The organism is Emticicia aquatica (assembly GCF_923079645.1).
Classification (GTDB): Bacteria; Bacteroidota; Bacteroidia; order Cytophagales; family Spirosomataceae; genus Emticicia; species Emticicia aquatica.
Genome location: NZ_CAKLPY010000001.1, coordinates 1,367,579 through 1,388,653 on the forward strand (window position 1 = coordinate 1,367,579; position 21,075 = coordinate 1,388,653).

The following is a 21,075-nucleotide window of genomic DNA, read 5'->3' on the forward strand; positions in this document are numbered from 1 at the left end:
GCGACAAGGTAAATACCTCGCCGCTTTAACTTTAAAACCAAAAAATTAATTTATTTCTTTTTTCTTCCCAATATTTATGGCTGGAATTTGATTTTCAAGTACCATTTTATTGAAAGCTGGCACATCCTCATCAATTACTTTTTTAAGTTTTGTAGTTGTTTGTTCCATTTTCTTACTCAAATCATCCAAAGCTTCGTATGAACCTTTGGTTGGTTTAGAATCTGAACTTGAAACAACGCTTGCAACACCCGCAATTTTATCATTCAAACGAATCGGATACGCTAATAAATCTTGTGTCGCACGAGCCTTGTTTTGAACCAATGTTTGCTCTAAATCTTCAAGGTTTTTAAGCATTGGTTTAGTCAATTTTTGAAATTTACTTATCAAAACTGTATCTTTCACGCTTTTCATATACTCGCTCACAGCCTTTTTGATTTCACGCATTTGATTAATTGCTTTATGATTTTCATCCAATTTCTTGTGAATTTTCATTAATAAATCAAATTGTTCTTTCAATTCAGCATCTGTAGTCTCGTTTCTTGGGTCACGTTTAATTTCTGCAATTTCTTCTTTTACAATATCTTTCCCAACAACTAATCTAACTTTATAATTGCCTGGCACTACTTTTGGACCAGTCAATCCGCCAGCCCACATTGGTGAGCGTTCTCCTTGAATTTCGGTAGCGTCAGCATAACGCATGTTCCATACAAAACGATTTAATCCAGCATTTGCAGAAAGAATTCCAGATTTGGGACTTTTTGTATCTTCATAATAATCTTTAGAAATCTTCAATTCTTCACCTTTAACATCCTTTTTGCTTGAATAGGTAATAATTGTATCATTTGACATTGTCAAAAACTGCAATTTCACTTCATCTTTAGCGGTATTTTTCAAGTAATAATTGACCAAAACTCCGTTAGGTGCGTTTTGACCTTCATCAAGTGGAGCTCCACGACGACCAGCTTCACCACCTTGCATACGATATGAATGACGAGGTTTGAACAAATGCACATCAGCAACTGAATTATCTTTGATTTCATACAAAGGTGTTACATCGTCCAAAATCCAAAAAGAGCGGCCATGGGTTGCAACAACCAAATCTTTTTCTCTTTTATGAATTTGCAAATCACGAATGGGTGAAATTGGCATGTTCATATTAAATGGCTTCCACGACAAACCGTCATCGAAAGAAACATATATGCCTCGCTCTGTTCCTGCATATAACAAACCTTCTTTATTTGGGTCTTCACGCAATACACGTGTATATTCATCTTCTGGAATGCCATTGCTTATGTTAATCCACGTTTTTCCATAATCGCTTGTTTTAAACAAATATGGTTTTCTATCGCCAAACATATAACGAGTTGCCGCTAAATATGCTTTTCCTTTAACAAAATCTGATGGATGAATTGTGCTGATTAAAGCAAAATCGCCCAATTGAGAAGTTGGAACTGAAATATTTGTCCAGTTTTTGCCATTATCTGTTGTAACATGAATAAATCCATCATCCGAACCCGCCCAAATATTTCCTTTTTCTAATGTTGATTCTGCTAATGCAAAAATAGTAGCATAAATTTCAGCACCAGTTTGGTCAAGGGTAATTGGGCCACCTGTGGCACCAGTAGTTTTAGGGTCATTACGAGTCAAATCTGGACTAATGGTTTCCCAAGAATGTCCGCCATCATGTGTTACGTGCACATACTGTGAAGTTGCATACAAACGAGTATTATCATGCGGTGAAAAAATAATTGGATAAGTCCATTGAAAACGATATTTTTTCTCGGCAGAAGTATGCCCCATATTGTTTTCTGGATAAACCATGATATTTTGTTCTTGGTTATTGGTTGCATTTTGACGAGTCATAAAACCATCATAAGAACCACCATAAGTAATTTTTGAATTTTTAGGGTCGATGGCAATATATCCAGATTCTCCACCAGCAACAGAATACCAATCACGCAAACCAATTGAAAAGTTATCTGTTCTACTTGCAATTCTGACAGTGCTATTATCTTGCTGAGAACCATAAACATTATATGGAAAATCATTATCAAGGTGAACATGATAAAATTGGGCAGTCGGAATATCAATATCTGAAAACGTGATGCCATCATTATAGGTAACTTCTGCACCACCATCGTCTCCAATAATGAAGTTCGCACTGTTTTTTGGATTTATCCATACATCGTGTGTATCACCATGATGAACATTTAAGTTTCTGATTGTTTTTCCTCCATCATTTGACTTAAATGAATTTACATTCAAAATAATTAAGCTATTTTCATTTAGTGGGTCAGCCTGTAAATTCATATAATACCAAGGTCTTTGCCAAAGGTTTTTATTATCATTAACCAAAGTCCAATGTTCACCTGCATCAAAAGAAGTATATAACCCACCTTTAACATTTTCAATCATTGCATACAAACGGTTTGAGTTTGCTGGCGATACAGCAATACCTATTTTACCAAGTAAACCTTTTGGCATCCCAGGTTTTTCATTCAACGATTGCCAAGTATCACCTCCATCAACTGATTTATACAATCCACATCCAAGACCACCACTACTCATACTATGTCCATTTCGGTAGGCCTGCCACAAAGTTGCATATATCACTCGCGGATTATTTGGGTCAATACGAACATGGTACGCTCCAGTGCTATCGTTTTTAGCTAAAATATGTTCCCAAGTTTTTCCACCATCTTTACTTCTGAAAACGCCTCTTTCTTTATTAGGAGCAAATGGATTTCCTACGGCAGCAACGTAAACCAAATTATGGTCTTGAGGATGTACCTCAATAGTTGCAATAGCATCGGCTTTAGGCAATCCCATATGTCTCCAAGATTTTCCAGCATCTGTTGATTTATAAACACCATCTCCATAGCTAATATTGCTTCGCATATCAGCTTCTCCCATTCCAACATAAACAACATTTGGGTCAGATGGAGCAACGGCAATCGCTCCTACAGAACTTGATTTAAAAGTGCTATCTCCTACATGATTCCAATTAGCACCACCATCGGTTGTTTTCCAAACGCCTCCACCAACTGCACCAAAATAATAGGTTAATGGTTGGTTGGCATGACCAGCCACCGCTAAAGAGCGTCCTGCACGAAAAGGGCCTATATTCCGCCAAGATAAGCCATCATAAAGATTTTTATCTGTTTTTTTTATTTCGATTGAATTAGTACTTGAAGCAATTGTAGGAGTTTTTTTCTTTTGAGCGTATGTACTGAAAACAATCATACACCCTAATAGCAAAAAGGAGAGTTTTTTCATTTCTTGTTGAGAAGTTAAGGTTTATCTGTAAAATTAATGGCAACATAATAACAAAACAAGTAAAATTACCGAAATTTGTATTATTAACAAAGTGAACTATTATACTAAATTTTAATCAATAGTACTATGAATCTTATTACATTCACTCAGACGGAAGATTTTAGTCAATTCGTTGAGGTATGGTCACAATTTTATGACTATAATTCACCCTGGGAACCAAACTATAATAAACATATTAAGATTGGAAAACCATTTACACATAATGATATTATAAAATTATTTGAATGGGAAAATCAAGCAGGTTTAGGTCGCATTCGTGCGGGAGCTATTAAAGACAAAATTTATCCTGAAATTGATTATGTAAACGATATGAAATTTGAGGAATCAATTGACATTAATGAATATAACAACAAATTTATCACTGTTCCTGCAGTGTCACGCACTTTTTTATTGCATATCATTAAACCTGAGGTTTATCCATTATATGACCTAAATGTTCATATTGCCTATAATTTCATTCACGATATTGATTCAAAACTTCACCCATTTCCAGTAAGGCCAGAAGATAAAATAAAATTTTATTTTAGAAAATTGATGCCATTTATTGAAAGTGTTCGAGGTAATTATTCTTTGAAAAAAGTAGATGAAGCATTGAATTCATTTGGGCAACTAATTAAAAGAAATCCAAAATTTAAAATATAATTTTCCCTAATGATATGTCAATTCATTGCTTTTTCTCAAATTTGCGGATAAATTATACTTCACATCATGAGTAACAAAGAACTAGACAAAATAATTGACAATATCGAAACAGTTTTTAGGGGTGATGCTTGGCATGGGCCATCCGTCATGGAATTTCTAAATTCAATGCCCTTAGACATAGTTGATGTCCAAAAAAACTTTTCTAAGCATACCATTTGTCAAATTGTTTTTCATTTGGCAGCTTGGCGGAAATTTGTCTATGAAAAACTAAATGATAATATTAGATATGATTTGGTTGAAGAACAAGACAATTATGGTACTGAAGAAGAAATCACAAAGGCCAATTGGCATAACTTGGTCAATAATTTAAAAATAGCTCAGGAAAACTTGATTAGTAAATTAGCCGAATTTGATGATAGTTTACTTTCAAGACTTGTGCCTGGGCAAGATTATGATTATTATAAACTCCTTACTGGATTAATTCAGCATGATACTTATCATCTTGGCATGATTTGGGTATTGTGGGAATAGTAATAAAATATCGTAGTTATTTTATTACTATTAAAACCAATTTTTGTACGTCACAGAATTTAAAAATTACCTCTCTTGTATGGAAGAAGAATTGCAAACAACAGAACTAGACCGAATTAAGATATTATTGAACGCCACTTTTCATGGAGGAGCTTGGCATGGACCATCGGTTTTAGAAAATGTAAAAGATATTAAACCAAAAACGGCTGGAAATCGTCAAAAAAATATTCATACGATTGCAGAATTGGTGTACCACATCACAACTTGGAGAATATTTGCTTTGAAAAAAATTCAAGGTGATATTGAGTTCGTCATCAAAACTGAAAAACAAAACTGGGGAAACCTCAAAGAAATTGACGAATTTGAGTGGGAAACACTTCAAATGGAACTTACATTAAGCCATGATGAGTTGATGAGTGCTTTGGACGACAAAGACGATAGCTTTTTGGTAGAAATAGTGCCAGGAGCTGAATATGATTTCTATACATTACTTCATGGTATTATTCACCATGACCTTTATCACAATGGCCAAATAGCTATTTTGAAAAAATCAGCACCCAAAGCTAGTAAATTTGATGACGATGATGATTTAAGAACAACGAGTTATTTTGAAGACGAATATTGATATTCATAAATTTTCAAAAAAGGCTGGAAGAATTAGTTTCTTCCAGCCTTTTTTAATTATAAACTTTAAACAACATTTAAAATTGGAAACGAAAGCGAAAAGGTCGTACAATCGGCTTTATTTGAAATTAATTTAATTTCACCTCCGTGTAAAATTGCAATTTTCTCGACTAAAGAAAGTCCAATTCCGTATCCTTTGACTGTTGCGGTATTATTTGAACGAAAAAATGGCTGAAAAATTAAAATAGATTCATTTTCATTTATCCCGTGACTAATATTAGTAAAATCGATGATAATTGTATTTTTGTCTAATCTTATTTTCACATTAGTTGTATTCTTACAACCGTTTTCTAGCAAATTAAACAAGGCAATTTTTAGAAGATACGGATTCCCTAAAATACTAAATTCAATTTCTGCATCGCTTATATTCTCAAAACTCACAGCAACATTATAGTCTGGGTTATTTTTTTTCAAAAAATCTTTAGTTTCCCAAAGTAATTCGTCAAGTCTTATCGAACTTAACAAAAACGAATGGTTTTCTTCTGTTAATCTTGATAATTCCAGAAGCGTTTGCGAAAGTTTGCTTAGATTTTGAATATCTTCTAAAACCGAACTTAGTGTCTTTTTGTAGTCGTCTATATTTCTGTCTTTCAATAGCACAACTTCAAGTTGAGAAATAATCTTTGATAAAGTTTTTTTTAGTTCATGGCTTACATTGGAAATAAAAAAACGTTGCTGCTTGAAAGCTTCTTCGGTTCTATTCAATAATTGATTAAATGTAATAGTAAGTACGCATATTTCGTCTTCTTCAGTTCGTACTTTAAGACGTTTATTAAAATCGTGCGGATAAATGTTGTTTACTTGACTAATTACATCAGAAATGGGCTGTAAAGCTCTACCTGCAAAAAACCAACTGTAACACCAACCGCAAAAACCAGTATTATATAAAGCAAAAGCATCACTTGTCTAAGATTATTTAAAGTATCATTTCCAAACAAATCAACTGCTGCAGCAATAATTAACATATTTCGTTTAGATGAAGTATAGTTAACCACGATTATTTCAAAATCATTATCTTTAAATTCGGTAACAGTTCCATTTCTAACAAACATCTCATTTTTAATCTTAAACGCTAAAGTGTCTCTACTACGGTAAATTTCGTGATTGAGGCTATCGAAAATAACAATATTTTCTTTAAACAATAAGTCACGATTCGACTCATTTATTTTACGTGTAATGAGACATCAATTTCATTGTTTCCACTTAAAAGTTCTGCTGTAGTAATCGCTTTTGAACGAAGTCTGGTAAAAAACCGATGTGAAACATACGATTGATAAATATAATAAATGCCAATAAAAGTTGTCAAAACAATAGTCGGAACCAACAATACAAACTGGATATTTAGTTTTTGTCTTATTTTCATAAAATATCGGTCTTAATTACATAACCCATACCATAAACATTATGAAGAAGTTTAATTTCAAAATCTTTATCAATTTTCTTTCTTAATAAAGTAATATAAACTTCTACTACATTGGTATTAGACGAAAAATCTATTTCAGAATGTTACTATATTTTTATTTTTAGAAAGTATCTTGTTATTTGGTGTAGCTCAAGATAAAATAAAATATATTTCACTAAATTAATTACTGCTCATTGTAGTCGTTGAAATGATTACTATTACAGGTAATTGTATTTATGAGCGTAAAATTGTTGAAATAAAAGAAATCAAAATTGGAGGCTATAATGATGCAACCAAAGAAGCAATTTCTTACTTAAAAAGTATCGACAAGGATTTCTATCGTTTCGAAAAGAACTACTCATCAGGCATTTCTGACCATTCTAGTTTTAATGACGCACATATACAAGGTTATTACGGCTCTCGTTCATATCATTCATTCAATCAAGTTTATTATGTTAATTTCTTAAAAGAAGTTGGACTTTTAGACAAAAATGAAGAATTCAAGTCAAGATGGCTCGAAGGTTTAATGTATGCTCCGTACTTACAAAGACACTGTTCGATAAAGTATTACCTAACGAAATTACCCAATATAAAAGAAAATTTTAAAGGTTTAGAGCTAGATTCGTTAGCAAATTTTCAAGATGTAAAGGTACTAAAGGTAAAATATGCTTTACCGTTGGGAGTTACCTTTGATAATTTTATCACCGAAAATAATTTTGATATTTTATCAACACAACAAAAACGTAAAATTTTACTGAAAGCTGTTGTTGTAGATAGTGTCACAGCACAAAAAACTGAAAGGATTAAATCAAATAAAAAGTATTGAAAATAGTGCGGTTTTTGATGTTCAGTTTACACAAAAAGTAACAAATGAACTACGAAAAGAAAGTCTGCAAAATTTAAAAGTTCTTGATAATCAAGTATCTGGACAAATTAAGCTTCTGAAACCCAAAATCCTTTTTTTCTCGATTCCTTATGATAGGGGTTGGAGTGCCACGATAAATGGAAGAAAAATGGAAATATTAAAAATTGATATTGGCCTTACTGGAATATTATTAGAGACTGGAATTAATAATGTAAATCTTGTTTATGAAACGCCCTATTTAATTTGGGGAATTTAGATTTCAATAATAACACTTTTACTTTATTTTTCTTATTGGTGTTTGAGTTCCAGAAATAAAAGGATGGCACAATCGATTTCTAAAAAAATTGTACAATAATGATGATAATTTATGTTAGCTTGTTTTTGGATGATTAAGTTAATATTTTGTCAAAATCACTAAATAATAAGTTAAAATTCATAAAATATTTAAAAGAACTTACGGTATTATTCTAAGAATTGTTGAACAATACAACCCAGTACTTGTACTATTCTAAGAACACATTTTGAAGTATTAGGAAAATACCGAACTTTGCAGTATATTCTTCAAGTAAGAAAGCAAACATAAGTGTCTGTAAATTAAACAGTTACGATTATGAATTTATACTTAAAGTTCGACAAAAACAATTGGTACGATTTTGGTGCCGACGATTTAAGTAGTGTTTTTCCAATAACGAAAAAAAAGGAGGAAATTATGAAACAATGGATAAATGAGGCTTTGACAACAATAGCTCGCTTCTCTGAACCTTTCGGTTCATTTTAAAATTTTAGTTTAGGATTTAGGTGTTAAATTTTATTGAAAATTACTAAGGATGACATAATTAACAATAAAAGCACCTAAATCCTAAAATTCCCACCAAACTTTATCAGGATATAAGCTATCAATCACAACTGGCTCACCTATCATCGGCGTTGTTAATATTATTTCAGCATTTGCTGCCGCTTTTAATCGCTTAATTGGTTCATTCCATTCATGGTTTGCTAAAGGAAATTTAGCCCAATGAACTGGCATCAAAACCTTTGTTTTTAAATATTTTGCCGCCATAAATGTCTCTTCTGGCAAAGTATGAATTTCATGCCATAATAAATTATATTGACCGTTTTCAAGCATTGCTATGTCAAAAGGGCCATATTTATTGCCAATTTCCTCGAAATGTGAATCGTAACCTGAATCTCCACCCAAGAATAATTTGTAGCCATGAATACTTAAAACAAATGATGACCACAACGATTTTGCTCTTACAAAACCACGACCTGAAAAATGCCTCGCTGGCGTTGCAGTAATCAGTATATCGTCTGAAATTTTTGTAGTTTCCCACCAATCAAATTCAACAATTTTGTATGGACTAACTCCCCAATGTTCCAAATGAGCTCCAACTCCCAAGGAAGTATAAAACTTCTTAACTTTCGGAATCAATTTTAAAATAGTTTCATAGTCAAGATGGTCATAATGGTCATGTGAAAGGAACAAGATATCAATTTCAGGAAAATCTTCTACTTCATAAACATCAGCTCCTTTAAATGCTTGTACAAATACACTTATTGGAGACGCAGAACCACTAAAAACAGGGTCAATCAGAATATTAATATCTTTCGATTTGATGAAATACGACGAATGCCCAAACCAAACAATGGTTGGTTTTTCAGCATTCAATGCCTTCAAATCTGTTTTAATAGATGGCAATTCTTTCGGTGGAATGACAAATTCAGGTTTATTGAAATAATCTTTCAGCATTTTCCAATAACTTCCATCTTCTGCCATTACCGAAGTATGCGACAAGTTTTGAAATGCTCCATCTCTATAATTGGGCGACTTCATAATCCGCTCTAATCGAGTTCCTGATGGATTTTTGCCAAAAACTGCCTTTTGCATGAACAAAAAACTTACTACTAACAAAACCAATAATATACCAAGAACCCCAATCATCATTTTCTTTAAAATTTTCATAATTAATGTTTCACAAAGCATTAACTACGCTTTCAGATAATTTAGTTCCGATTTCAGATTAAAACCACTTAATAACTATATCAAGCATTTTCATAACTCGGTTGGTATATGGCGGATGAAATAAACTAAATTGAGCAAATTTGTTCTCAACGATTGCCCTTTTGTTTGAAAACTCCTCAAAACCATATTTCCCAAAAGATTTGCCAATACCCGAATTATTAACACCACCAAAAGGTAAATTATCTTGTAAATAATGTATCGTGGTTTCGTTGATGACAGACGCTCCTGCCGAAGTGTTTTGCAATAAATAATTGATGTTACTTCGTTTTTTACTAAAAATATACAACGCTAATGGTTTTTCGCCTTTATTTACATAATCAATTACTTCTTCAGTATCAGAAAATTCTAAGATTGGTAAAATTGGGCCAAAAATTTCTTCTTGCATAACTTTCATTTCATCATTAACATCTTTCAGAATCGTTGGCTCAATATAGTTTTCTTCGTCATTTGTGTGACCTCCACCAACTACTTTTGCTCCTTTTGAAACTGCATCGTCCAAATAACTTTTCACCCTTCCATAATGACGATTATTTACGACTCGACAATAATCAGGGTTTTGGAGCACATCATTTCCATACATTTTTGACAAATACTGATTGGCTTCATTAATAAAATCTGCTGTTTTGGATTCATGAATATAAATATAATCTGGAGCGATACAAGTTTGACCATTATTCAAAAATTTCATGGCTGTAATTGCTTGAGCAGCAGCTTTGATATTGGCAGTTTCATCAATAATGGTAGGTGATTTTCCGCCTAATTCTAGGGTAATTGAAGTTAAGTTTTTGGCTGCTGCTGCCATCACAACTTTACCAATTGCTGGGCTTCCTGTAAAGAAAATATGACTAAACTTTAATTTTAATAATTCAGTCGAAACATCAGCATCGCCTTCAACCACCGCAATTTCATTTTCTTCAAATAATTCAGCAATCATTTCAGAGATTAACTTGGATGCGTGCGGAACAACTTCTGAAGGCTTTAAAATAACTACATTTCCTGCCGAAATTGCTTGCAAAAGTGGTTTAATTGCCAAATTGAAAGGATAATTCCATGGACTAATAATTAAACAATTTCCTTTGGCTTCATGAATAACTTTACTAATTGTACCAATCATTTTGAGCGGCGTTTCAATATCTTCAGGACGCATCCACTGGGCCAAATGTTTGATAATATATTTTGCTTCACCTACAATCGGCATAATTTCACTAATTTTTACTTCTGCAGGATGTTTTTTATGGTCAGCAAAAAGTGCATCTGCAATTCTTTTTTCATTCTCCAACACCCAATTCATTACTTTTTTGATTTTTGTAATGCGTTCTTTGGCATTGGTTTTAGCGATATTAAAAGCATTTTGTTTTTGCAAATCAAAGAGCTTTTTAACCTGCAACTCAACATCATTTGTTATTTCGGAAGTCATCATTTATTTGGTTATAGTTTAATAAACAAAAATCAATAAATAATTGTATAATTCAATGAATTATTTTTAATAAAACGATAGATTTTGCAAATTGCTAAAAATTTTAGATATTCGGGAATAACTTCGGCAACTGAATAGTCGAACGACTGATTTCACCAAGTATCAATACAGCAATTATAATTGCTTTCCATATTTATAAAAGATTAAAAAATGTCACTCATCAGTAATAACCTTAAATATTTGCGTCGAATTAATGGTTTGACTCAAGAACAATTTGCTCGCCGAATTGGCACAAAAAGAGCCAATGTAGGTGCTTACGAAGAATCAAGAGCGATTCCACCAGTAGATACACTCAAAATTATTGCCAATACTTTTGGCATTACGGTAGATGATTTTGTAAAAAAAGACATTCGCAAATTAAGAGAAACGCCAGATTTGACTTTTGGTTTTGAACCCAAACCCATTTACGAACAAGACCAAGTTGAAGAAACCTTTACTTCAAAAGAGATTGACCCGTTTGATACGCCAATCAATAATTTAAAAAACCTGAATGATTTTAATGAACCTCCATTCGGACAAACAAAATATCAAAATGAACCGATTGATTCCGCTCCATCAATTGGAGATTTGATGAAAAAGTTTCTTGGCGATAATCCAAACAATAACGACCGAAATTTTGACCCTCGTCAGGCCGAAAGGGTATCACAAAGTGTTACTTTAAAACCAAGTTTTGAACGAGAACGATATATACCACAAAATCAAAATCCAACATATCCACCAGCACAAAGCACTAATAATCAAGACATTAGTCAAAACATTCAACTTGTCAGAAGACATCAATTTAATGATTATTTGGTTAGAAGTAATGACTTTCATTTTTTAAAAACACTTTCATTATTCAATCTTCCTACGCTTCCAGCAGGCGAATACAGAGCTTTTGAAGCGGGCGAAGATTTTACCTTTGAAGGTGCATTACTAATTGGTTCACTCGTTCGTCAATGGCACGATATTATAGATAGCAAAAATTATGTTTTGGTTACTAAATCTCATGGAATCATTTACCGAAGAGTTTATAATCAAATAAAAATAAAAGGTACTCTCCTACTAAGCACTGACAATAATCGGTTTCCAAGTTTAGAAATTTCGTTCACAGATGTTATTGAAACTTGGGAAATAAAAGCATTTGTAAGCCACACTTTACCAGAACCAAATACTCCTTATAACAAACTTGGAAATTTGGTAGATGAAATGAAATTTGAATTAGAACGAATAAAAAAATAAATGCAAATCAGTTCCAAACAACCCAACATCGGTACAACAATTTTTACTGTGATGTCGCAATTAGCGGCCGAAACTGGTGCTTTAAACCTTTCTCAAGGCTTTCCAAATTATAATTGTTCGCCAAAACTCATTGAATTGGTTAATCATTATATGAAAATGGGCATGAATCAGTATGCACCAATGGCTGGAATAATGCCTATTCGTGAGATTTTAGCTCAAAAAACATTTGATTTATACGGAATGACCTACAATCCAAACGATGAAATAACAATCGTTTCGGGTTGTACAGAAGCTCTTTACGTCACAATGACGGCCATTTTACATAAGGATGATGAAGTTATTGTGTTTGAACCTGCTTACGATTCGTATGTACCAGCAATCGAATTGAATGGTGGAAAAGCCGTTTATGTAACTCTTTCATCGGAAAATGATTTTGCGATTAACTGGCAGGAGGTTCAATCGAAAATTACTAACAAAACGAAAGCTATTTTGCTTACTACGCCACATAATCCGACTGGAAAATGCTTGACACAAAGTGATGTGGATTCATTGGCAGCATTGGTAAAAAACACCAATATTTTTGTTATTTCTGACGAAGTTTATGAACATATTATTTTTGATGGACGCAAACATATTTCTCCAGCTATGCACGCAGACTTGAAAGAAAGAACATTTGTTTGTGGCTCATTCGGTAAAACTTTTCATACAACTGGCTGGAAATTAGGTTATTGCCTTGCACCCAAAGAACTTTCAGCAGAATTTAGGAAAGCTCACCAATGGATTACATTTTCTTGTCCAACACCATTTCAATATGCTTTTGCAGATTTTTTGAAGGAGCCTGATAATTATTTATCAGTAACGCAATTTTACCAAGAAAAACGAGATAAATTTATTCATTGGTTAAGGGGTTCGAGGTTTACATTAACACCTGCGGAAGGAAGTTTCTTCCAAATGGTTTCCTATAAAAATATCACTGATGAACCTGATTATGACTTGGCGGTTAGATGGACAAAAGAAATTGGTGTTGCGTCTATTCCAATTTCAGTTTTTTATGCTGATAAAATTGACAACAAAATTCTACGTTTTTGCTTTGCAAAAGATGATGAAATGCTCGAAAAAGCAGCAGAAAGGCTATGCAAATTATAAAATATAACCTGTAAGGCTCTCGTTACCTTACAGGTTGATTTATCATAATTTAACAATTTTCAATATTTTATTTGGTTGAATCAACAAAGATTTGCCAACTTCATACCAGAGTTCATCTCCTGCATTTAGGAACAATCCTTTGTGAGAAGGTTTTTTGCTAAGAGCAAAATCTGCTTCAAATTCACCAGAAAATGTGTTTTTAAGAATAAAATTTAATTCATCCCAAGGTAAAATTTTTGTTTCAGAAGCAGAATCGCTGAGATTGATTCGAGTAAATTTTAGTTTTCGTTCAACAAACGAAGCCATTATTTCTACTTCAACATTTTCGCCAGATTGATTCTTCAAATAAGTCAATTTTAAAATAGCTTCCTTTCCAGCAATTTCGTAGACTGCTTGCTGCAATTCTTCAATCAAATATTTAAACCCATCAGTATTTTTTGGATAAAATGTTTTTCCTTCAAAGTCAACTTGCCAAAAATCTAGATGTGGCTCTAAAGTTTTGATAAATAACTCATTAGCAGATTTTAAATTCCCAAAAACTACATCTGACCAAATTTTAGGAAGTGTTCCTTTCCAAGAAAAATTGTCATTTAAAGAAAACCCTTCTTCTAAAAGTTCTTCTTCAGTAAATTCCTCACGGTCGAGATAAGTCAGTTCAAAATTTAATTCTAAATCTTTGTTTTGTTCAATTACACCATTAATTTCGATTGCATGAGCATAAGGTGCTGGCATATTTTCAGCCGTTTGATATTTGAGGGAGAACGTAGGCATTTATCGTTTTTATTTTATCTATTTTTCCTGTTGGAGTTTCCAATAGTTTTTCAACAAAAAAAACTTCTTTCGGGACTTCAAATTTAGGTAAAATTTCTTTGAAAGCGAGTAGAATATCAATCTTAATCGCTTCTTCATTACTAGGAAGCTCTGTAGAAATACTTTTTTCAAGCACAAAAATTAATCTTTCGCCCAATTTTTCATCGGGCAAACTAAACACAAAAAATCGACCATTTAGGCGTTTTTTTTCAGAATCTAGCTTTCTAAGAATTGTTTCCGCAGTTTTTTCTATCTTTTCAAGTTGAATTTTTACACCACCACTATTGATTACATTATCGATTCGTCCGTGTAATACAAAACTACTTCCATTCACAATTTCGGCAACGTCGTTCGTCTCAATCCATTGGTTATCAGTGGTTTTTGATTTAATCATCAAACAATTACTATCATTCAATTTTATATCAACGCCTTCGAGTGTGTTAAAAAAATCATCTTTTGCTGCTCCATTGATCCTTTTAATAGCAATATGAGTAATGGTTTCTGTCATACCGTAAGTCACATAAACAGGGCGGTATATTTTTTGAATTTTCTCAATAATTGTTTCATTAACAGAAGCTCCGCCAATAATAATTGCTTTTGCAGAATTTAGGATTTCGGCAAAAATTGGTTCAGATTCCAAAATAGTTTGAATTTGCAGCGGTACAAATGCAAAAAAATTACGTCCTCGATTGGCATTGAGCAAATAAAGGTGCTTTTCAATTCCTAAAAAAGGATTTGAGGCTGGTTCTACTACAACCAAATCCATTCCAATTTCAAAAGCTCTGACAAGCATCATCATCCCTGCAATATAATCAATATTTAAGCAGCAAAATGCGGTATCGCCTTCTTGTAAATCAAAAGCTTTGGCAGTCATTTTGACAGATGCCAACATTTGTTTTCGGTGAAGAATTATTTTTTTTGGCATTCCAGTAGAGCCAGATGTTTGAATTTCAAACGTTTCTTGTCCAGAATCCCATACTTTTTTAAACATCAATACTTTTTTGTAATAGTCGTTTTCAGGCGAAGTATTGATATAAGTGCCGTCTCTTTCTAAAAAAACCATGTTATAAAATAAAAAACCCTTCCTAACGATGAGAAGGGCTTGATTGATGTAATTGCCTACAAATTTAAGCAAAAACTCTTAAAGTATTATTAGTTGCATCATAAGATGTGTTGTATCTAGACAATGGCGAGGTTGCAGGACCTTTTTGTACATTTCCTATGAATGTAAATTCAGAACCGTGATTTGGGCAAAGAAAATCATTGCTACTTGCACGATAATTGATGGTGGTTTGCTCATGTGTACATTTCGACGAAACTGCAATCCAAGTATCATTATTTGTGTGAGCCACAATTACATTTTGGCCTTTTACAACTGCAAAAGCACCTTTGGTTTTTAAGCCACTGTAATCGTTGGTTTTTAGGTCGATTGTAAAATCTAATTTTGTATTGGTAGTTGGATTAGGGTCTGGAATTTCGCCACCAACGCCGCATGATTGAAGACAATTCATCAACATAATCGCACCAAAACCAATACCTACTTGACGCATAAATTCTTTACGGTCAATCGTGTTTACGTCTTGATTATTCAATTTTACTTCATTGGTCAAAATTTCTTTCATGGAAAATAGTTTTATTTTAAAACGTTATGTCTAAATTTTAGTTTTCAAAAATATCAAAATAAATAAACAAAAACAAGGCAAAAATGGTTGATAATAAAAATCAAAATATCTATTATTGTGCAATAATTTAGAGTTTATTTACAAAAAACAAAAAAGTATTAGTTTATTTATCTATCATATAAAACAAAAATAGATTTTTTATCTTAAAACAAATACATTAAATAACATTAATTTATATTTTAATTGGGCAATAATAGTCTTTATTAAAGAATTTCAAAATAAATTTGTATATGGAAAAGAATCCTATTGATAAAATAAAAGTTGCTGAAAACCCAGGATTATTGGAATACGCTCACACTTCGGGCGGTGCAATAATTCGGCCAGAAGATATGGGTAAAGTGAAAGGCAAAGCACAATTAGCGATGCGTCAACAAACTCATGAACAAATTAGCAAAATTTACCGTCAAATGGAGTTGTTGGCTCAACAAGCCAAAGAAGTAAAAAATCGGGTCGAAATTTCAGAAAGAATATATGATGCTGTGATGGGTTTTGAACCAATTATCGGTCATATTTATTATTTGTATGAGAAAAAAGATGGTTCGGATATTTTATCAATGGTTGCTCCAACTGAATGGGGACGCAAATTTCCATTTAATCAGTTTCTTGCAAAAGTATTTTTACTTGCAGACCATACTTGGAAAGTTGAATTTTTTCAAGAAGATGACCGAACCGATACAATAGATTTGGATTAAAATAATTGATAAATAATAATTGATAAACAATGTATAATTGGACTACAATTAAGGAATACGAAGACATAAAATTTAGTTTTTATGAAGGTATTGCAAAAATAAGCATCAATCGACCAGAAAAACACAACGCTTTTCGCCCACAAACGGTAAAAGAATTGATTGATGCAATGCACTATTGCAGAGAAGAATCTGCAATTGAAGTCATTATTTTAACTGGAGAAGGCGGAAAAGCTTTTTGTAGTGGTGGCGACCAATCGGTTCGTGGACATGGCGGCTACATTGGAGAAGACCACGTTCCAAGATTAAATGTATTGGATTTACAAAAAATGATTCGGTCGATTCCGAAAGTTGTCATCGCTGCTGTTGCAGGATATGCCATTGGTGGAGGGCATGTTTTGCATGTTGTTTGTGACATGACAATTGCCGCTGAAAATGCAAAATTTGGTCAAACAGGCCCAAAAGTTGGAAGTTTTGATGGTGGTTTTGGAGCAAGTTATTTAGCTAGAATTGTTGGACAGAAAAAAGCCCGTGAAATTTGGTTTTTGTGCGAGCAATACGATGCTCAAGAAGCTCTTCAAATGGGACTTGTCAACAAAGTTGTTCCTTTAGAAAAGTTGGAAGAAGCAACCGTTGCTTGGTGTCAAAAAGTGCAGCAAATGTCACCTTTATCAATAAGAATGTTGAAATCTTCATTCAATGCAGAACTTGACGGACAAGCTGGAATTCAAGAATTGGCAGGAAACGCAACTTTGCTTTATTATTTAACAGACGAAGCAAAAGAAGGTTTCAACTCATTTTTAGAAAAACGTAAGCCCGATTTTAGTAAGTTTCCAAAATTTCCTTGATAAATATTTAGTTAAAAAAAAAGTTTGAAGTTTAAGTACTTCAAACTTTTTTTTTAACTTGAAAATAAAATTAAACTCCCTCAGCTTTAGTCGCTGGTTTTGTATTATCTTCCGAATGACGGTCGATTAGCTTATTTATTGGGTCGATTCCTGCTTTTTTAGGCTCTTCTTTTACAATAATCTTAAAAGTATTATCTTTTTTAGTAATATTCTTTTTTTGTAAATAGAGCAATTTGTCTTCTCCTTTTGCATTTTTCCCATAAATTCCTACATCAATCCAATCATTAATGGCAATCGATTTTTCGTTGCCCGAACTATCAGCTCTAAACTTCTCACTTTTAGTGCTTATGGTGACTTCATAAGTTTTGTCTTTTAGCTGTTTGTAAAAAACATTTTCAGTTTTATTTTCAAATAATGTAATTGTTTCAAACATATCTGTAATGATGTGTTTCAATGAATCTGGTGTTTGAGCTTTGAAATATTTGAGTAAATCATTACTTGTTGGGTAACGCTTATTTTTTGAATCTGGCCCTGGATATTGCCAGTCTGCCAAGAAATTACGAAGTGCTAAATTTACTTTTTCTTCACCAATATAATCTTGCAAAGCATACATTACAACCGAGCCTTTACGGTAATGAATATACCCTTGGCTTTCAACAGCATTGAGAGGTTGTTCTTTTTTACGCTCACTTGAACGCCCATGTAAATAAGAATTTAATTCATATTTCAGGAATTTTTGCATCAATTCAGGTGTAACAGCATGTTTCATTACCATCAGTGCCGAATATTGAGCTTGCGTTTCCGAAAGCATTGCATTTCCTTTTACATTTGCTTCTGCAACTTGATGCCCCCACCATTGATGTCCAAGTTCGTGAGCAGTCACATAAAATGGCATATCCAAATCTTCTTCTGGGTCAGCAATTTTTTGAATAAAACCAATTCCTTCAGAAAATGGAACAGTATTAGCAAATGACTGGGCAAACTCCGAATATTTTGGAAACTCCATAATTCTCATCTGTCGATATTGATACGGTGTAAAATTTTTGGAGAAATAATCAAATGATGACTTCATTGATGACATCATTTTATCCAAATTATATTCGTGACCTTTATTATAATAAATTTCTAAATTTATTGGGCCACCAACTACACCAATCCATTTGTCTTTTTTAACTTCATATTTTGCCGAAACAATCGAGTAAAAATTACACATAGGTACATCCATTTTGTAATGAAAATACTTGCGATTACCTGCTTCCCAAGTTTTTTGCAAATAACCTGGAGCAATAGCGGTTTGGTCTTTTTCAGTACCAATTTTCATTTCAAAACGAATGTAATCAGCATCATCTCCAAACAGGCTTTGCGACAAGCCAATTGGGTCATTTTGCTCCATCATTCGTTCTTTTTCTTTCAATTTATGTTTTCGACGTGTATCATCATCGCCAATTTCGTAGCCGCTATTATATCCAATTGTTGGAAAATAAAGATTGTTGAAGAATGTTCCATTATAAACAACGTCAGTATTTGATTGTCCTGCAACAAAACCTTTGGTCTCAAATTTAGTTTTGAAAGACATTTTTACTGAATCATTTGGAGCTAGCGGTTTCGATAATGTATAAATTGTATAACCATATTTTTTATACGCATTGTTGGCTGTTGCTCCTCCGTCAAATTTAAGATAATCCAACTTCATATTGTGCTGAACATCATTTTGAATATGAATATTGGCAATTGGTTGGGTTGTTTTATTTTTTAACCAAAAATACCCTTCAGCAGTAAAATCTCTGTCAGTTGGATAAATTTCAACGTTTAGATTTACATCAATAATTTTTGGTTGAGGAATATTTTCAAACTTTTTAAGCGTCTTTTCGTAATCAACTTGTTTTTCTTCACGTAGTTCACGAGACTCATATTTATTTACTTTATTGGTATTATAAAAAACATAACTTCCTGCACCAACAAAAGCCAAAAATGAAAAAATACCGAAACTCAAAATTGGACGAGTTAAACGAAGTTTTCCAACTTTCAAACGAGTTTTTAGTAATGCATCTGAACCTCTTACAGATAAAATTACTGAAACTACAAATAAGAAAACGACGAACATTAACCAATAAATTTTTAACCACGAAAATGATGTTATAAAATGTCCATATTTATTCATGTCCGAATAATCTCTTAAACTTCCACTTCCAAACATCATTAAAGGATGCTGAATTCCTGCTGCACCAAGAAAAAAAGTAGTCAAAAAGAAGACAAACATCATCGCAAAACCAATAAATTTATTATTTGCCATCACTTGAACAAAAAATGAAAGCAACGTATAAAGCACCAAAAATGCTAATGTGCTTGTAAAAAGTGTCTTGAAATAAAGCGATAATTCAAAGTTGAAATAGCCATGTGCTGCTTGTACCAAAACACCAGAAAAAATCAGAATCAGCAATAAACCGATATAAACTAACAACATTCCGATAAACTTTGCCAACAAGTTTACCCAATCAGGCACAGGAGTTGCATCAACAATTAAGTGCATATTTGTAACGCGTTCTTTCCAAATTAATTCGCCAGAATAAAAAACAGCAATTATCAGAAAGTACATATCAAATCCATTGAGTAACCCTAATACATTAGCAGTAATTGGATAAGAACTTGTGCCATACATTTTTTGGAAATAAAATGAACTGACAATTAAATCAATTAAGCCAACGAAAATAATAGCGATAAATGGCACTTCTCGAATAACCATTTTGAAGTAAAAAATGGCTTGTTTCCAAAGTTGCGATAAATTAGTGGCAAATCCGTCGAATTGATGAACAACAGGAATTTTTACTAATTCAGGGTTAATTTTGTCTTTTTCATCTTTAATAGCTTTCTTTTTGAATAAACTACTGCGAACAACATTAAAGCTAAATGCAAAATATGTTCCTGCTAAAATCAAAAATCCAAAACCACACCAAGCTAAACGATTCCAAACTAAAATTCCTTCTAACGGTACAATTTGGCTGTTTTTTTGAGCTGGGGTCCAATATTCAGTAAAAATACTAAAAGCTCTAATTCCAAACGGGTCGAGCATTGCAGAAAGTGTTTTATTGTCAATATCCTGCAGCAGCGTATCCGAAACTTGGTAAAGTACAAATAAAATAATCCCTTGTGTGTAAATTACAATCGTTGAACGGCTCAATGCTCCTGCTGCAAAAAATATGGCCCCTTGAATAAATAAATTGGTCATTCCCCAAACAAAGAACGGTTGAAAATATGCCCAAGCATCGAAAGGCAACATTGTTTTTTCAATCCAAGATGGGTCCCAAGGCAAATATTTCCCAATTGAAAAACCTGTCATAAATGCCATCCAAATTGAACAATAAATTAGTACCATTACAATATATGAACCGAAAAATCGACCAAATAAATAATCGAATTTCGACATTGTCGTACTAAACATCAATGATTCTGTTTTATGTTCAAAATCACGCAAAACAGCTACTCCCATGATTGCCGAACAAATAAACGTAAAAAAGAAGGTCATTATGATGGTCATAAAAGCCAAATTAAATGGCGAATTTTCTTTGATTTGCCCACCAGCAACGCCCCCAATAACAATATATTTTGAAGTAACGGCTGCAAAACATAGCAAAAATAAAATTCCAAAATAGATATAAGTCGCAGGTCGATTTTTTCGGTATGAAAACTCAAAACCTAATATTTCTTTTAACATAGTTTCT

At 32.8% G+C, this 21,075-nt stretch carries 20 protein-coding genes and 2 pseudogenes; 10 read left to right on the forward strand and 12 right to left on the reverse strand.

Annotation, left to right across the window (positions count from 1 at the left end):
* Positions 1 to 45 precede the first annotated feature (45 nt).
* Complete coding sequence (locus tag MJQ71_RS05930) at positions 46 to 3,276, reverse strand: WD40/YVTN/BNR-like repeat-containing protein (RefSeq protein ID WP_238805414.1); 3,231 nt, start codon at positions 3,274 to 3,276, stop codon at positions 46 to 48.
* Positions 3,277 to 3,402: 126 nt separating this feature from the next.
* On the opposite strand from MJQ71_RS05930, the gene MJQ71_RS05935 reads away from it, so the two are divergent.
* From MJQ71_RS05935 to MJQ71_RS05945, 3 genes are all read left to right on the forward strand, one after another.
* Complete coding sequence (locus MJQ71_RS05935; RefSeq protein WP_238805415.1) at positions 3,403 to 3,978, forward strand: hypothetical protein; 576 nt, start codon at positions 3,403 to 3,405, stop codon at positions 3,976 to 3,978.
* 66 nt (positions 3,979 to 4,044) lie between these two features.
* Positions 4,045 to 4,509, forward strand: coding sequence for a DinB family protein (locus tag MJQ71_RS05940; protein WP_238805416.1), 465 nt, complete (start codon positions 4,045 to 4,047; stop codon positions 4,507 to 4,509).
* 79 nt (positions 4,510 to 4,588) lie between these two features.
* Entirely contained in the window at positions 4,589 to 5,134 is a 546-nt protein-coding gene (locus MJQ71_RS05945; RefSeq protein WP_238805417.1) for a DinB family protein, read from the forward strand.
* Between the two features lie 65 nt (positions 5,135 to 5,199).
* On the opposite strand, the gene MJQ71_RS05950 is transcribed toward MJQ71_RS05945, so the two are convergent.
* The 5 genes and pseudogenes from MJQ71_RS05950 to MJQ71_RS05965 form a co-directional block, all read right to left on the reverse strand.
* Complete coding sequence (locus MJQ71_RS05950; RefSeq protein WP_238805419.1) at positions 5,200 to 5,898, reverse strand: sensor histidine kinase; 699 nt, start codon at positions 5,896 to 5,898, stop codon at positions 5,200 to 5,202.
* 45 nt (positions 5,899 to 5,943) lie between these two features.
* Positions 5,944 to 6,015, reverse strand: a pseudogene (locus tag MJQ71_RS20955) (hypothetical protein); the annotation flags it as partial.
* The gene (locus tag MJQ71_RS05955) at positions 6,003 to 6,245 is read right to left on the reverse strand and encodes a hypothetical protein (RefSeq protein ID WP_238805422.1); all 243 of its coding nucleotides are present in this window, start codon (positions 6,243 to 6,245) and stop codon (positions 6,003 to 6,005) included. The pseudogene MJQ71_RS20955 and the gene MJQ71_RS05955, both read right to left, overlap by 13 nt.
* A gap of 110 nt (positions 6,246 to 6,355) precedes the next feature.
* The gene (locus MJQ71_RS05960; RefSeq protein ID WP_238805424.1) at positions 6,356 to 6,556 is read right to left on the reverse strand and encodes a hypothetical protein; all 201 of its coding nucleotides are present in this window, start codon (positions 6,554 to 6,556) and stop codon (positions 6,356 to 6,358) included.
* Positions 6,553 to 6,684 (reverse strand): annotated as a pseudogene (locus MJQ71_RS05965) (winged helix-turn-helix domain-containing protein); the annotation flags it as partial. The gene MJQ71_RS05960 and the pseudogene MJQ71_RS05965, both read right to left, overlap by 4 nt.
* Positions 6,685 to 6,803: 119 nt before the next feature.
* On the opposite strand from MJQ71_RS05965, the gene MJQ71_RS05970 reads away from it, so the two are divergent.
* The 3 genes from MJQ71_RS05970 to MJQ71_RS05980 all read left to right on the forward strand — a co-directional run bounded on the left by MJQ71_RS05970 (position 6,804) and on the right by MJQ71_RS05980 (position 8,238).
* Positions 6,804 to 7,421, forward strand: coding sequence for a YfhO family protein (locus tag MJQ71_RS05970; protein ID WP_238805425.1), 618 nt, complete (start codon positions 6,804 to 6,806; stop codon positions 7,419 to 7,421).
* On the forward strand, positions 7,372 to 7,716 hold the full coding sequence (locus MJQ71_RS05975; RefSeq protein WP_238805426.1) for a YfhO family protein: 345 nt from the start codon (positions 7,372 to 7,374) through the stop codon (positions 7,714 to 7,716). Before MJQ71_RS05970 ends, MJQ71_RS05975 begins: the two co-directional genes overlap by 50 nt.
* Positions 7,717 to 8,070: 354 nt before the next feature.
* Positions 8,071 to 8,238 carry a hypothetical protein gene (locus MJQ71_RS05980; protein ID WP_238805427.1) on the forward strand — a complete coding sequence of 56 codons (168 nt, stop codon included), beginning with the start codon at positions 8,071 to 8,073 and terminating at the stop codon, positions 8,236 to 8,238.
* 81 nt (positions 8,239 to 8,319) lie between these two features.
* Here MJQ71_RS05980 and MJQ71_RS05985 read toward each other — a convergent pair whose 3' ends face one another.
* Positions 8,320 to 9,423, reverse strand: a complete 1,104-nt coding sequence (locus MJQ71_RS05985; RefSeq protein ID WP_238805433.1) for an MBL fold metallo-hydrolase — start codon at positions 9,421 to 9,423, stop codon at positions 8,320 to 8,322.
* A gap of 58 nt (positions 9,424 to 9,481) precedes the next feature.
* Positions 9,482 to 10,903: an aldehyde dehydrogenase family protein gene (locus MJQ71_RS05990; protein ID WP_238805435.1), complete on the reverse strand. Its 1,422-nt coding sequence runs from the start codon at positions 10,901 to 10,903 to the stop codon at positions 9,482 to 9,484.
* Positions 10,904 to 11,110: 207 nt separating this feature from the next.
* Between MJQ71_RS05990 and MJQ71_RS05995 the strand changes: the two genes are divergently transcribed.
* Positions 11,111 to 12,181: a helix-turn-helix transcriptional regulator gene (locus tag MJQ71_RS05995; RefSeq protein ID WP_238805438.1), complete on the forward strand. Its 1,071-nt coding sequence runs from the start codon at positions 11,111 to 11,113 to the stop codon at positions 12,179 to 12,181.
* Positions 12,182 to 13,327 (forward strand): methionine aminotransferase, encoded by a 1,146-nt coding sequence (locus tag MJQ71_RS06000; RefSeq protein ID WP_238805441.1) that lies wholly within the window; start codon positions 12,182 to 12,184, stop codon positions 13,325 to 13,327.
* Between the two features lie 42 nt (positions 13,328 to 13,369).
* Here the strand turns inward: MJQ71_RS06000 and MJQ71_RS06005 are convergent, their stop codons facing one another.
* The 3 genes from MJQ71_RS06005 to MJQ71_RS06015 all read right to left on the reverse strand — a co-directional run bounded on the left by MJQ71_RS06005 (position 13,370) and on the right by MJQ71_RS06015 (position 15,759).
* On the reverse strand, positions 13,370 to 14,098 hold the full coding sequence (locus tag MJQ71_RS06005; protein ID WP_238805443.1) for a hypothetical protein: 729 nt from the start codon (positions 14,096 to 14,098) through the stop codon (positions 13,370 to 13,372).
* On the reverse strand, positions 14,064 to 15,200 hold the full coding sequence (locus tag MJQ71_RS06010; protein WP_238805445.1) for an AMP-binding protein: 1,137 nt from the start codon (positions 15,198 to 15,200) through the stop codon (positions 14,064 to 14,066). Before MJQ71_RS06010 ends, MJQ71_RS06005 begins: the two co-directional genes overlap by 35 nt.
* 64 nt (positions 15,201 to 15,264) lie before the next feature.
* Positions 15,265 to 15,759 carry a QcrA and Rieske domain-containing protein gene (locus MJQ71_RS06015; protein WP_238805447.1) on the reverse strand — a complete coding sequence of 165 codons (495 nt, stop codon included), beginning with the start codon at positions 15,757 to 15,759 and terminating at the stop codon, positions 15,265 to 15,267.
* Positions 15,760 to 16,049: 290 nt separating this feature from the next.
* On the opposite strand from MJQ71_RS06015, the gene MJQ71_RS06020 reads away from it, so the two are divergent.
* The gene (locus tag MJQ71_RS06020; RefSeq protein ID WP_238805449.1) at positions 16,050 to 16,511 is read left to right on the forward strand and encodes a DUF2452 domain-containing protein; all 462 of its coding nucleotides are present in this window, start codon (positions 16,050 to 16,052) and stop codon (positions 16,509 to 16,511) included.
* Between the two features lie 29 nt (positions 16,512 to 16,540).
* Entirely contained in the window at positions 16,541 to 17,356 is an 816-nt protein-coding gene (menB, locus tag MJQ71_RS06025; protein ID WP_238805451.1) for a 1,4-dihydroxy-2-naphthoyl-CoA synthase, read from the forward strand.
* A gap of 70 nt (positions 17,357 to 17,426) precedes the next feature.
* Here the strand turns inward: menB and MJQ71_RS06030 are convergent, their stop codons facing one another.
* Positions 17,427 to 21,068 (reverse strand): ABC transporter permease/M1 family aminopeptidase, encoded by a 3,642-nt coding sequence (locus tag MJQ71_RS06030; protein ID WP_238805453.1) that lies wholly within the window; start codon positions 21,066 to 21,068, stop codon positions 17,427 to 17,429.
* Positions 21,069 to 21,075 lie beyond the last annotated feature (7 nt).